Origin of the sequence: Oryzifoliimicrobium ureilyticum, assembly GCF_037199735.1 — a bacterium.
Classification (GTDB): domain Bacteria; phylum Pseudomonadota; class Alphaproteobacteria; order Rhizobiales; family Rhizobiaceae; genus Rhizobium; species Rhizobium ureilyticus.
The window spans coordinates 30,514-43,372 of record NZ_JBBBVQ010000002.1 but is presented as its reverse complement, the minus strand read 5'-3'; the positions used below and the strand labels follow the sequence as shown (position 1 = coordinate 43,372).

Here is a 12,859-nt window from a genome sequence, read left to right as displayed (position 1 = left end):
GAAGGCGGCGCGTTGCTCAAGCCTGCGTAAAAAGATCGTCCAACCACGCATCATCCAGATATTGCTGCAAGGCTGACGCGATCTCGTCAAGTGCGTCATCCACGGCTGATCGGTAGTCGAATCCGCCTCCGACCAATCCAAACTCTTCGAGCAATTTCTTTCGATAAGCATCAGCGCCGAAAAGACCGTGTAGATAAGTTCCCACGACACGTCCGTCGGCTGAACGTGCGCCATCCGGAAGTCCATCGATCATAGTCGAAGGTCGAGCGCAATCGGCCCCGAGCGTGACGCCCAGGTGGATCTGATATCCATCAAGCGGCACAGAATACTCTACCGACAGAGCAGTGTTGTTAGACAGCGTCTTAACCGGCGCCATCTCGGTCTCAACGTCGAGCAGACCGAGCCCATCGATCTCCGACGGTTCTCCTTCCAGACCCAAAGGATCACGCAGGACCCTGCCGAGCATCTGGTAGCCGCCGCAAATCCCGATCAATTTTCCGCCGCGTCTAACATGCGCCTTTATGTCTTCATCCCAGCCATGCTTTTTCAATTCAAGAAGATCGGCGATCGTCGACTTTGAACCGGGTAGGATAATGAGCGCTGCATCCTTGGGAAAGCTATCGCCGGCACGAATGAATTGAAGATCGACGCCCGGCTCTTGGGCGAGCGGATCAAGATCATCGAAATTTGAGATCCGCGGCAAAACGGGAACGGCGATTTTGATAGTGCCATTGTTGGCCACATGCCGTTCCAGCGCAACCGAATCCTCCGCAGGAAGCCGTCCGGCCGGAGGAAGCCATGGAATCACTCCCATGCAGTGCCATCCGGTAAAGCGATTGACGGCCTCGATGCCGTCGGCAAAAAGAGAGACATCTCCACGGAACTTGTTGATGATATAGCCTTGAATCATGCGCCTATCCTCGGGGGATAGAATAGCGTGCGTTCCGACCAGCGAAGCGATCACTCCACCCCGATCTATATCTCCCACAAGGATGACGGGAACATCGGCTCGCGTTGCAAAACCCATATTGGCGATGTCGCCAGCTCGCAGGTTGATTTCAGCTGGTGATCCCGCGCCTTCGACGATCACCAGGTCCGCATCCTTCGATAGGCGGTCATAGCTTTCGAGCACATAGTCGAGGAGTTGAGGCTTCAGCCTTTGATAATCACGCCCCTTTGCATATCCCCAGACTTGACCATGTACGATGATCTGGCTGCCATATTCGGACTGCGGCTTGAGCAGAACGGGGTTCATATGGACGGATGTCGGAACGCGGCTGGCGCGTGCCTGAAGCCACTGGGCGCGCCCGATCTCTCCACCATCGTCGCTAACCGCTGCATTGTTTGACATATTTTGCGGCTTGAAGGGGCGCACAGTTAGGCCTCGATTCGAGGCCAGCCGACACAGACCTGCAACGAGAACAGTTTTCCCGACGTCAGAGCCCGTTCCCTGCAACATGATTGCCCGTGCCAACCAACCGCTCCCTGCCAACAAGGTTCGATACAGCAAAATTTAGCGACAACCATGGATGGTGCGCCCCGCCTATCACGCGTTACAAAGCGACGGACTGCATCTTTCGACGATGACCTATAACGAGGTGGGGAGCCAGTCAAATGGCGGATTTGCGCCCCAAAGGGGCTTGCCGACTTTCAAAAAAGAGCCGAAATCGGCGGGGACCGCCCCCGGTACGCACTACCTGAACCGGAAAGGCAACGACGTCCCCGCCGCTGCTCCAGTGATAGCGCCACATCGTTACCGGATGGTTATCGTCCTCGATACATTGGCAAAAAGATTATCGAACGCCGTCAAATTGCAGCGGCGTATAATCGTATGAGCGAAAGAGAGCTGCTTGCTCGGCAATTGCCGCGCCTACATTATAGGTGGCGCCGATAGGTCTCGTGTGTGCAACAGCAACGGCATCTATGATGCCCATACGCGAAAATGGGCGACCTAAGAAAGATGGCCACAGGTGATCGAGCCCATATCCGGACTCAACATCCTTCATCGAGCCGGCACAGATCTTCAAGGCCCGCTGGCTGAAAAGCGGGCACATGATCTCGATGAAGCCTTCATATCGCAAAATGCTGGCGGGGCGCTGCAGCGTAATCGGATGATTCGGAAAACTGTTCGGCCCATCAACCAAGGATGGCTGGGATAAATCGAGGCCAAACTTGCGCACGAGATGGAAGAGACGATTGACGTCAATGCCGTTGCACAGAAGATCGTCGTCGGGAAGCCATATGTAATCATAATTCCAAAGCGGGCTTGCCTCAAAAAACAGATCGCTCAGTAATTGGAATTTCTTCCGCTTTGGAAGATGCACCAAATATTCGAAGGGAGAGGAAACGATAGGCATTTCTTGCCCATAGTATCCGACGCACAAGTCCCAATTGCGTGTATCTTCCTGAAGGCCCTCGAACCAATGCGGATGAAGTGATTTGGAATTTGCCGGAACGACAACAAGATTCGGGCGGCGTGGACCGTCGCTTGGCTGCTCCAAGAATTGAATGCCTGCGTTCGCCGTAGCGCCTGGCTGGAAAAGCGGATGAGCAGGATGATCTGCTGCAATGAGGAGATAGATATCGGAAACGCCGCCGATCCGCCCTCGCCCGGCAAGCACCTTCGGTTTATCCCCATCCATATTGGCGACATTGAAGACGACAGACGGAATTCCATTTTGATCGCTAAAGCAGAGCCTGCCGTTTACAACCTGCCAGCAGTCGACGGTTGGATCGAAGAAGTTTCCGATGAGACTTTCGGGAGCCAAAACAAAAAATGGAGACAGTTCCCCTCTATTCAGGCTGACAAGATGCCAAAAAGAGCCATCCAGCGTTTCGCGGCGAAGCGCAGGGGCCTCGACAAGGCCGTTGATCAACTCGTCAATCGGGTTTGCATTCATAGAAGCCAGCATATTCATGTGTAACCCTATTCTTTCGACCCTAAGGTCCAAAATCCCGCTGGCACTTGCCCGCGCCCATTGCTCGAAACCGCGGCAGGAAGACCTCGAACCGTTATTCTCACTGACGGCGGCATCGCCACTTAATCTTTGATCAGCATTTCAAGATTGACTTGCGTGAGGCTGTTCGCTCTCGCACTTGCTCTTGTGTTCATTCATCGCCCTAAGGCCAGCCTCAGGAAAGCTAGACTTCCTAACTTGCGAGAAAGATTTCTCAGTTGCTCGGGCACAATCGTGAGGTGCATATAACAGATGAATGAGCCGGTTCTTTCTATTTGCGTTCCAACTTTCAACCGTCAGTTTCTGCTTGAGCGCAATATCCGCTTTCACCTTGAAGCGTTTCGTAATCTTGGTGTTCCGTTTGAGATCGTCGTTGTGGACGATTGCTCGACCGACGCTACACAAGACTATCTTAGGTCGCTTGGAAACATTCCCGAACTGAGGGCTTTCCGTCGTGACAAAAACTCGGGATTTCTTTCAAACTACGCTTTTGCCATGCAAAGAGCCGCCGGGCGCTATGCAATTTTTCTTGGGGACGACGACCTCCTCATTCCCCACAAGGTCGTCGATTATCTTCGGATTTTGGAAGATCAGCCTGAGCTTGGGATGATCCAGGCACCGTGGATGCTGGTAGACGGGCGCGCTGGCGGCAGCGACATGGGCCCTTACTACCGCATCCCTGCGCCTGCGCGGCACGCAAAAGGTGATTTCCGGTCGCTTCTGGACTTTATTTTCAAGTTCCACGTCTTCCCGGAATTCATGATTATTCGTCGCGATGTTCTGGCAAAAAGCATATCGGCTGCGACGCCATTCATCTTTTGGGCCTTTCTTTACACGACGCGTGCGCTGGACAAGGGCGATATCTTGTTCATGCCTGAGCCCTTTGCGAGAGTGACCGCAATATCAGATGACCCTCGGCAACAGCAGGGTAACAAAGAGTGCATGTTCGAGTGGGATAGTTATAGAGGGGGCATCGAGTATCTCGCGTCCCACGCCTATCAGGACAGCCAGCGCCCGCTGGAAGAAAGAAGCGAGCTGGTCAATGACATCAACCGCTTCATGATGATCCGCCAGCAGGTGGCTTTCCGCCTGCATATGAACACAGGCAACTGGGTAGAGGCCTACATCATGTATCATCGCATGTCAGCCTACCAGCACCAGGGACTGTCACCGGAACATTACGACCAAATCTGCAAGCTCGCCGGGATAACGACCGCAGCTCGTGAGGCAATTGCCTACGGCCCAGGTTCTGTGTTCCTGGATCCTATCATCACGGACGAAACGCTCAGTCTTCTGCCAGAGAGCCTTAGAGCGCGCCTCACGCGGCAGCAGCCAGATCATCACGATGAACGGCCCCGCGCCTTCCTCCGTTTCAGCCCCGACTATCCTGCTGATCCCAAAAGGACAGACGGGATATTCGACATCATGAATTACATCGAGCAGTTTGTCTGAGAGTGGCAGTCATGCAAGCAGCACAACAGTCATTGAAGGCGCCGCACGACAGTATAGACGTAATTGCAGCCCAGCTTTCACTTGGCACCGACGAAGATCATGCCTCCCTGCAAGCGACTATGAACGATGCCAAATTGGACGATGCTCTGATCGAGGGCCTTTACCGTTATCTCGATCAAGCAGCAGCGGCGCCATTCATCAACGTTATGAAGCTGGATAAGCTCGGTCTTTGGATTGGTCAAAAGGCTCCCGGCCGACTTCAGATCAGACTCATGGAAGTCGCGAAATCCAGCCTACATCCTAGCTTTGCCGCATTTCGTGGGGGATTATCTAAATCCGGCGGCCTTCAGCGGGCATTTCCCACCGCAAAAATTTGATCAATTTGCCGAAGATGCCCGCCGGAAAACCGGCGGGCTTCTGACGTATTAGCGTTTTGCAGCGTGATCGACCGTGCGACCAGCGTCCTGCGTCGCATTTACTGTATTGGCTGCATCCTTGCCCATGCCGCGGATGGTATTTCCGCACGAGCTGAGAGCAAGGAGAAACATAAGCGCTGCACCGACCTTCGCTGTTGTCGTCATCGAATCTAATCCCTTAAAATGTGCATCAGCGGATCGGAGTCCCCCGCCCGCGCTTCATAAACGCGCTTGTCGACAAAAAGTTTCCAATTGAGTTGCGTACAAGTTGTTTTAAGCGGCGGCGACGTGAAGTCCTTTGCTGAACGCCAGTCGAATACTTTCCGCCACTGCACGCATCGGCTCGCTCATTCTATCTGCGGTCAGAAGCCGAACATGAAAGCTCGCAAGTTCTGGTAACCCTTCTTTCGCACCAAGAACCGTCATATCGTCACCAAGGTAAGACAGCGGGAATGGCGCCACTGCCAAGTCCGACATGACAGCGGCGCGCTGTGCCATCGTGTGTGCGCTGAGATAGGCAATGCGATATTCCCGCTTTCCCTGCTCCAGGCGCAAAAGCGCGTCTTTCCGCCAACAGCAGCCTTCTTCCCAAATTGAAATCGGTAGTGGATCGGTCTTGTAAGCTTTTCCGCCTTTTGCGCCAGCCCAGACCAGTCGCTCCTCACGCAACAGCTCGCCTTCATGTGCAAAGACATTGGGGGTGCAGTTGACGAGCGCAAGGTCAAGCCTTTGCTCTTCCAAGCGTCTTTTCAGGTTCGTGCTCATATCAACCGTAACGTCTACGACGATCGCCGGATAGTGGTCTGCAAAGCGCCTGAGGATATGGGGTAGCATTCTCTCGCCAATATCATCCGGCGCCCCCAAGCGTACGACGCCGGTCAGCTCCGGTTCGAGAAATCGTGAAACCGCCTCATTCGACAAAGCGAGCATATTGCGCGCGTAGGAAAGCAGAACTTCGCCATCCTTTGTCAGACTGACGGAACGCGCATCGCGCAAGAAAAGCGTCGTTTTGAGTTGCTCCTCAAGGCGCTTAATCTGCATCGATACGGCCGACGGCGTTCGATGAACGACCTCCGCTGCGGTCGAAAAACTTCCCGTATCGGCAATGGCCAAGAATGTCTTGAGGATGTCGTTGTCGAGCAACGGCAGGGGTGGCTTCAAGAGATACGACATCTGACTTCCGGTTCAATCTTTATGAATAACCGTCACCATACATCATTTTTCTTGAATCACAAAATGGCGATTGAGCAATGCGCAACGATCAAATTCCCTGATGGTAACCATCAGATCAATTCGTTTGAATGATGTGAATCTAAGGCGGATAGTGACACTGCAACAGTCTGAACCGTTATTCGAAAGGGACGGCTATGAAGACGATAAGCTTGGAACTACATCCGACACTTGGCAAAGATACGTTCTTTTTCCGCTTGGCCAGAAAACTTCTGGATCTGTGGAGATTGCGACAGGAAAATAGAGCCTGGGGTGCCATTCCCGATGAAATACGGAAGGATATCGGTTGGCGCTCGGCGGCAGATACGACATTTGAGGAGAAATAATTGAAAGTCATGCCCGATGATAAAGAGGCAATTCAGAAGTAGTCGCCTCTTTATCCTCACATATTTCCGCGCAGGGTGGACCTAATTCCCGTCTTTGATTGACAGAAATCATTTTCCTATCGCGTTTTTAACTTGGCGCTGCGCATATGGTCGTGGCAATGTCGCTTTTGGAATATCTCGACGACGTATTCCGCGAGACCAATAGTCATCCATTCCCCGAGCCTTGGATGTCCATCATGACAAAAGCGCATACGCTGACTCGATCCCTGGTTTTCTTCATGGTGCCACAGTTCACCATGCTTCCATTTTCTGCAGCTATCGACACTCTGAGAATCGCAAACCGCATGTTGGGCTACGAGGCCTATCGCTGGCGACTGGCTTCCATCGACGGACAAAAAGTTTATTCATCCTGTGGCATCGGTGTAGAGGCCAATACGTCGCTTACAGACGAACGACGCTGTCTTAGCGGAGAAACGAGACCCAGTATGGTGATCGTTTGCTCCGGTATCGATGTCGAACAATTCAACAACAAATCTGCCAGTGCATGGCTCCGCGAGTGCTACAATCGCGGCATCGGCGTTGGGAGCCTGTGCACCGGCGCACATGTTCTAGCCCAGGCCGGCCTTTTGAACGGCAAGCGCTGCGCCATTCACTGGGAAAACCTTCCAGGGTTTTCAGAGGCCTTCCCGCAGGCAGAAGTCTATGCCGATCTTTATGAGGTCGATGGAAATCTCTACACTTGCGCTGGCGGTACAGCCTCGCTGGATATGATGCTTAACCTGGTCGGACAGGACTTCGGTGATAGCCTCGTCAACCGGATTTGCGAACAACACCTGACCGATCGGGTTCGCAATCCGCATGATCGGCAACGCCTTCCTCTAAGAGCACGACTAGGTGTTCAAAATGCAAAAGTTTTGTCGATCATTGAGTTGATGGAAAATCACTTGGCCGAGCCGCTTTCCCTGTTGGACATTGCCGACGAGGTGGATCTTTCGCGACGCCAGATCGAGCGGCTCTTCCGGCAAGAAATGGGGCGCTCGCCAGCGCGCTACTACTTGGAAATCAGACTAGATCGCGCTCGACATCTTCTGGTGCAATCATCGATGCCAATTGTTGAGGTGGCTGTTGCCTGCGGGTTCGTATCCGCCTCGCATTTCTCCAAATGCTATCGTGAGCTCTATCATCGTTCGCCGCAGCAGGAGCGGGCCGAGCGTAAGCTAACGGGAGGCTCATTGATTAGGCCTGCATTGGCCGCTTGAACGAACAAGAGCGTCGAGAGGTTGACTGTCGTATCGGCTGGTCAGTCAGACATTTAACGGACAATCCTGACGCTTCGCGCAAAGCAAATATCGTCTTTCTCCCGATTTTTTGAATGTGCAGCGTGCTAAGCGCTGTAAAGCAGCGTTTCCGAATTCATCTGAGTGTCGGAGAAAACTGTGTTCCTGCCTCGGTTTTTTGCCATGTAAAGGAACTGGTCGGCGGCATGAAGATAGTTCTCAAATGTCTCGTGCATGGAGATTTCCGCCACACCGATGGAAACAGTCACCGTCAGTTCCTCATCATCGGCCTTCACCCTCAGCCGTGAAATGTCCGAACGAACATCATCGCACAATTGCGACGCATCTTTTGAGTTCGTCATGGGGAATAATATGGCGAATTCTTCACCGCCCAAGCGACAAAGTAGGTAGCCGGTGCTTTGGAAGAGCTGCGACAGGCGATGCGCAACAGATTTTAGAACAAGATCCCCGATTTCGTGGCCATAGGTATCGTTGAGCCTCTTGAAGTGATCGATGTCCAGAATCGCGATGGAGCTCAGTTCCCGCCGTCTTAGGCAGTCACCAACGATCTTTGGGCCATTATCGCAAAAATAGCGTCGGTTATAGAGACCTGTCAGATAGTCGCACGCAGCAGCGGTGCGAAGCCGCCTCACCTCTCGCGCCATAGTGGCACTATTGGAAATTCGGTGCCTGACTTCCGCGATGGAAAATGCGTTGTGAAGAACTTCGTTCGCCCCCGCACGCAGGAATTCGACGGCGATCGCATCGTCCTTTGCCATGCCAACGACATGAGTGGGATCAACAGGGTTCTGTTCTCGCAGTTGTCTCATGAGCTCGAAAGCATCCATGTCAGGCAGCTGGTCTCCCACCACAAGAAGCAGGTCAATATCTCTTTCCTTCGCTAGACGATTGACAGCATCCTTGCCGGACGCCACGACAGAAAGCCCGTATTGCTGCGCTCTTAGACCGGCAACAAATGCATTGAAAGCTTCTCCAGGCATGCCGACAACGAGAAGCTTTGTTTTAGCATTGGTCAAGGCACGGCGAACCGAGGCGACAAGCGCATCGAACGCTCGCGCATTGTCTTTCACAACGTAATCGACGACATTTCTCTGAAGAACTTGACTGTGAAGCTGGGCATTGACGGAGGCGGCAAAGACGATAGAAGGAATCTCATATTGCCTTGTCAGCTCAAGCGCTTCTCCATCAGGGCAATCTGGAAGCGTTAGGTCGACAATCGCCATCCTGTAGGATGTTTGCCTTCCGACCAGCAACCTATTCAGCTCTTCAAGAGAACTACAGCTGGTCACCGACAGACCAAGTTCAGCCTCAAGGCGATGTCGAAGGACGAGAGAAAACATCCTCGAGTCTTCGATCAACAGCAACTCTTGCCGCGCTTCGATTGACTGGCCAAAGCCGAAATCGCTACTCATTGCGATTGCCTCAAAGAGCGGCACGGAAGGGACAGCGTGAAGGTCCTGTTCCAATGCGAATGATCGGCAAAGAAGGTTCAGCCATTTCCCAAAGCCTAATGAGGTAAGTCGGTTGCGAAATCCACGAGACCTATTGCAAGGCAGCGCTTTGGGTTGGCCTCAAGAGGCCAACCGTTAAGATTTAAGCGACCGCTTTCGTCTTCTGTACCGTCCTGATCTGGAGCAGCGTATCCAGATTTTGATTCACCCTGCAGTAGAATTCTTCGTCGATGAATGGGCGTAGTATGAAGTCATTGCCGCCAGCCTTCAAAAAGCGAGCCGAAAGCAATCGATCGGATGATGAAGAAACGCCGATGATGCGCAACTGATGAGAACCGAGCGACCCACGGATCCGGCGGGTAAGCTCGAAGCCGTCGATATCGGGCATATTGTAGTCGGTGATCATCAAACCAATATCGGGATTGGCTTTCAATATCCCGAGCGCCTTCTGCCCATTTTCTGCGACACTTACGCGAAAATTGTAGCGCTTCAATCGGCTGGAAAGCAGCGCTCTTGCCGTCGGACTGTCGTCAACGATCAACACATGATGGCGATGATTGGTCAGGAACCGGCACACGGATTCGGCGAGCATATCGACAGCAAAGACATTGTCCTTGATGACGTAGTCGACGATGTCGGATGCAAGAAGTTTTTCGCGCGTACTTTCCTGGAACGTTCCCGTAAAGACGATGGTCGGAATGCTTAGGTCCAGAAGATAATCTAGCGCCTCACCATTTTCCGCGCCCGGCAAATTGATGTTTGATATTGCCAGAGTAATCGGCTGCGTTGACTTATCGTAAGCTAACTGCAGCTGTTCGAAATTGCGGCAGATCTCGACTTCGATGTCAAAAAACTCCCTCAACTTCTGACTGATCATTGATGTGAAGACATTCGAATCCTCGGCCACCAGAATACGTGCCGATGAAAACGTGCCCCCTGAATATTGCATGCCAGAAACGCCAAGAAATACCATGGCGACACTACCTCCGAACCCCTCGATACAGGGCAAAGCTAGCAGTAGTGACTTGAATAAGTATTAATTGAACTACTCGGACAGTAAAAATGCGGCTGAGAAGCCGCATTTTGCCTAATATATCCTTTAAGCGCGCAAGGCCGCATTTTCAGGATCATAAGGACTTTCCGCAACGACGCTGGCGGAATAGAGGTGACCAAGTATTTTGATCTTCAGCCGAGTTCCATCCGTCGCATAATCCGGTCGAACCATCGCTAGCGCCAACGAGCGGTTTATTCTGAAGCCAAAGGTGCCATTGGTTGCACGGCCGATCAGCTCGCCGTCTTCGTTGTAGATCGCTTCAGAGCCACGTGCATCGACATCGTTACCTCCGTCCACGACCAGTGTAACGAAGTTCCACTTCAGACCCTTTTCCTTGTAAGCAAGGAGGCCTTCCCGGCCGATGAATTGCTTCTCCGGTTTAATGAAACGATCCAGCGCAGATTCGTAGGCATTGTACTCGATCGACATCTCCCGAGGAATCAAACGGTAAGACTTTTCGACGGACATGGAGAGCATGGCCCGGATACCGAAAGGTTTGATCCCGAACTCAGTGCCCGCCTCCATCAGTTTATCGAAAATATAGGCTTGCATCTCAATCGGATGATGAAGTTCCCAGCCGAGCTCGCCGACAAAGTTCACACGAAGGGCATGGGCCGTCGCCGCTCCGACAGAAATTTCCTTGCCTGAAAGCCAAGGAAAGTCCTTATTCTCGAGGCTGGTACGGGTCAGTTTTTTGAGGACGTCGCGAGATTTCGGACCGGCGAGCACAAGAACACCAAATTTTTGCGTAATTTGCTGCAAGCGGACCGACCCATCCGTTGGAGCAAGCTTACGAAGATAATCATGGTCATGCGCTTCGTAAGCGCCAGCGGAGACAAGATAGAAGCGTCCCGGCGCCCATTCATAGACCGTAAATTCTGCCCTGACGCCTCCATGCACGGTGAGCATATGGCAGAGCGCAATACGGCCGCGCTTCTTTGGAATGCTGTTCGCGAAAATTGACTCGAGCCATTCGCGCGCGCCCGGCCCCGATACCTCCATCTTGGCAAAGGCCGACATATCGAGAACGCCTACATTCTTTTGGACGTTCATGACCTCGTTGCCGACGTGCTGGAAGTAGTTGGAGCGCCGGAAAGACCACTTCTCGACAATGCGCCCGTCTTCGGTCGGCGGCGCATAGTTGTGATTGGTCAAAACGTCTGCGCCGAGATCGAGATCCTCCTTGGAAAGAGAGTAGCCTTCCGGCGCAAACCAGTTGGGTCTCTCCCATCCGTAAACCGAACCAAAGACGGCACCTAGGTCTTTCAGACGGTCGTAAATAGGCGTTGTTTTCAATGGACGGCAGGCTGCGCGCTCCTCATCCGGATAGTGTGTCGTGAAGACGTTCGCATAGGCTTCCTCATTTTTTTCGATGAGATAGCCTTCTGTCGCATAAGGACCAAAACGTCGCGGATCGACGCCCATCATGTCGACGGTGGGCTCGCCATCGACGATCCACTCAGCAAGCTGCCAGCCGGCGCCGCCCGCTGCAGTAATGCCAAAGGAATGGCCTTCGTTCAGCCAAAAGTTCTTCAGCCCTGGCGCGGGTCCAACAATGGGATTACCATCCGGGGTGTAAGCAATCGCACCGTTATAAACTTTCTTGATGCCGACTTCGCCGAATGCAGGCACGCGCGCAATAGCGGTTTCGATATGCGGCATCAATCGATCCAGATCCTCCTGGAACAGTTCATACTCGCTCTCGTCCGAAGGGCCTTTGACGTAGCAGGCCGGTGCTCCCTGCTCGTAGGGACCAAGCAACAAGCCGCCATTTTCCTCACGCATATACCAAGCGCTGTCCGCTTCGCGCAGGACGCCCATTTCAGGCAGTCCCTTTGCTTTGCGCTCAAGGATGGCTGGATGCGGTTCGGTAACGATGTACTGATGTTCGACGGGAACAACCGGAATGTTGATCCCGACCATTTCCCCCGTCTTGCGGGCGAAGGAACCGGTGCAGGAAATGATATGATCGGCGGTAATTTCGCCCTTGTCGGTCGTGATCTTCCACAGGCCATCCTTCTGCTGCTCGATGGCAGTGACAGCGGTGTGGCGATAGATCGTTGCGCCGAGATCGCGCGCCCCCTTGGCCAAAGCCTGCGTCAAATCCGCCGGCTGAATATAACCGTCATCAGGATGCTGGATGGCCCCCAAAAGGCCTTCCGTTTCGCAGAGGGGCCAGACTTCCTTGACCTGCTCTGGCGTCAGTATGTTGACTTTCACCCCAATCGTTTCTGCAATACCGGCGTAGTACATGAACTCGTCCCAGCGGTCTTTCGTTCGTGCAAGACGAATATTGCTGACCTGGCTGAAACCGACATTCATCCCGGTTTCCTTTTGCAGTTCCTGATAGAACCGCACAGAATATTTATGGATCTGGCCGACCGAGTAACTCATGTTGAACAAAGGCAGGAGACCCGCAGCGTGCCAGGTCGAGCCGGAGGTCAGTTCCTTGCGCTCTATCAAAACAGCGTCAGACCAACCCTTTTTGGCAAGGTGGTAGAGCGTTGAAACGCCAACGACGCCGCCGCCGATGACCACTGCGCGCGCATGTGACTTCATGGAAGTTCCCTCTGTTCAAACAAGCCGGTGCGAATGCCGGAAATCTGCCCGACTATGCAGTGGTCGCGACGTCATCAAATGCCTGTTTACGACATGCGAAAAGCTCGGCGCGACGA

The 12,859-nt window shown here is 53.1% G+C and carries 10 protein-coding genes; 3 read left to right on the top strand and 7 right to left on the bottom strand.

Annotated features, from left to right (window positions below; translation table 11 throughout):
• Window positions 1-16: 16 nt before the first annotated feature.
• Window positions 17-1,474, bottom strand: a complete 1,458-nt coding sequence (locus VQ830_RS03405; protein WP_337266672.1) for a cobyric acid synthase — start codon at window positions 1,472-1,474, stop codon at window positions 17-19.
• Between the two features lie 319 nt (window positions 1,475-1,793).
• Window positions 1,794-2,918 carry a DUF707 domain-containing protein gene (locus tag VQ830_RS03400; RefSeq protein ID WP_337266671.1) on the bottom strand — a complete coding sequence of 375 codons (1,125 nt, stop codon included), beginning with the start codon at window positions 2,916-2,918 and terminating at the stop codon, window positions 1,794-1,796.
• 291 nt (window positions 2,919-3,209) lie between these two features.
• Here VQ830_RS03400 and VQ830_RS03395 point away from each other — a divergent pair, with 291 nt between their 5' ends.
• Both VQ830_RS03395 and VQ830_RS03390 read left to right on the top strand, forming a co-directional pair.
• Window positions 3,210-4,409 (top strand): glycosyltransferase family 2 protein, encoded by a 1,200-nt coding sequence (locus tag VQ830_RS03395; protein WP_337266670.1) that lies wholly within the window; start codon window positions 3,210-3,212, stop codon window positions 4,407-4,409.
• Window positions 4,410-4,420: 11 nt separating this feature from the next.
• On the top strand, window positions 4,421-4,786 hold the full coding sequence (locus VQ830_RS03390; RefSeq protein WP_337266669.1) for a hypothetical protein: 366 nt from the start codon (window positions 4,421-4,423) through the stop codon (window positions 4,784-4,786).
• A gap of 48 nt (window positions 4,787-4,834) precedes the next feature.
• Here the strand turns inward: VQ830_RS03390 and VQ830_RS03385 are convergent, their stop codons facing one another.
• Together VQ830_RS03385 and VQ830_RS03380 are read right to left on the bottom strand one after the other, a co-directional pair.
• Window positions 4,835-4,990, bottom strand: coding sequence for an entericidin domain-containing protein (locus tag VQ830_RS03385; protein WP_337266668.1), 156 nt, complete (start codon window positions 4,988-4,990; stop codon window positions 4,835-4,837).
• A gap of 108 nt (window positions 4,991-5,098) precedes the next feature.
• Complete coding sequence (locus VQ830_RS03380; protein ID WP_337266667.1) at window positions 5,099-5,998, bottom strand: LysR family transcriptional regulator; 900 nt, start codon at window positions 5,996-5,998, stop codon at window positions 5,099-5,101.
• Between the two features lie 619 nt (window positions 5,999-6,617).
• On the opposite strand from VQ830_RS03380, the gene VQ830_RS03375 reads away from it, so the two are divergent.
• Window positions 6,618-7,640: a GlxA family transcriptional regulator gene (locus tag VQ830_RS03375; RefSeq protein WP_337266666.1), complete on the top strand. Its 1,023-nt coding sequence runs from the start codon at window positions 6,618-6,620 to the stop codon at window positions 7,638-7,640.
• A gap of 125 nt (window positions 7,641-7,765) precedes the next feature.
• On the opposite strand, the gene VQ830_RS03370 is transcribed toward VQ830_RS03375, so the two are convergent.
• The 3 genes from VQ830_RS03370 to VQ830_RS03360 form a co-directional block, all read right to left on the bottom strand.
• Window positions 7,766-9,091 (bottom strand): GGDEF domain-containing response regulator, encoded by a 1,326-nt coding sequence (locus tag VQ830_RS03370; RefSeq protein ID WP_337266665.1) that lies wholly within the window; start codon window positions 9,089-9,091, stop codon window positions 7,766-7,768.
• 181 nt (window positions 9,092-9,272) lie between these two features.
• Window positions 9,273-10,103, bottom strand: a complete 831-nt coding sequence (locus VQ830_RS03365) for a response regulator (protein ID WP_337266664.1) — start codon at window positions 10,101-10,103, stop codon at window positions 9,273-9,275.
• Window positions 10,104-10,229: 126 nt separating this feature from the next.
• A complete protein-coding gene (locus VQ830_RS03360; protein ID WP_337266663.1) occupies window positions 10,230-12,743 on the bottom strand; it encodes a GcvT family protein in 2,514 nt (837 codons plus the stop codon).
• Window positions 12,744-12,859: the final 116 nt, after the last annotated feature.

Bases quoted from the DNA above. Each gene is read 5' to 3' on its own strand.
- VQ830_RS03400 (WP_337266671.1), bottom strand. From the start codon at position 2,918: ATGAATATGCTGGCTTCTATGAATGCAAACCCGATTGACGAGTTGATC.
- VQ830_RS03395 (WP_337266670.1), top strand. From the start codon at position 3,210: ATGAATGAGCCGGTTCTTTCTATTTGCGTTCCAACTTTCAACCGTCAG.
- VQ830_RS03390 (WP_337266669.1), top strand. From the start codon at position 4,421: ATGCAAGCAGCACAACAGTCATTGAAGGCGCCGCACGACAGTATAGAC.
- VQ830_RS03385 (WP_337266668.1), bottom strand. From the start codon at position 4,990: ATGACGACAACAGCGAAGGTCGGTGCAGCGCTTATGTTTCTCCTTGCT.
- VQ830_RS03380 (WP_337266667.1), bottom strand. From the start codon at position 5,998: ATGTCGTATCTCTTGAAGCCACCCCTGCCGTTGCTCGACAACGACATC.
- VQ830_RS03375 (WP_337266666.1), top strand. From the start codon at position 6,618: ATGACAAAAGCGCATACGCTGACTCGATCCCTGGTTTTCTTCATGGTG.
- VQ830_RS03370 (WP_337266665.1), bottom strand. From the start codon at position 9,091: ATGAGTAGCGATTTCGGCTTTGGCCAGTCAATCGAAGCGCGGCAAGAG.
- VQ830_RS03365 (WP_337266664.1), bottom strand. From the start codon at position 10,103: ATGGTATTTCTTGGCGTTTCTGGCATGCAATATTCAGGGGGCACGTTT.
- VQ830_RS03360 (WP_337266663.1), bottom strand. From the start codon at position 12,743: ATGAAGTCACATGCGCGCGCAGTGGTCATCGGCGGCGGCGTCGTTGGC.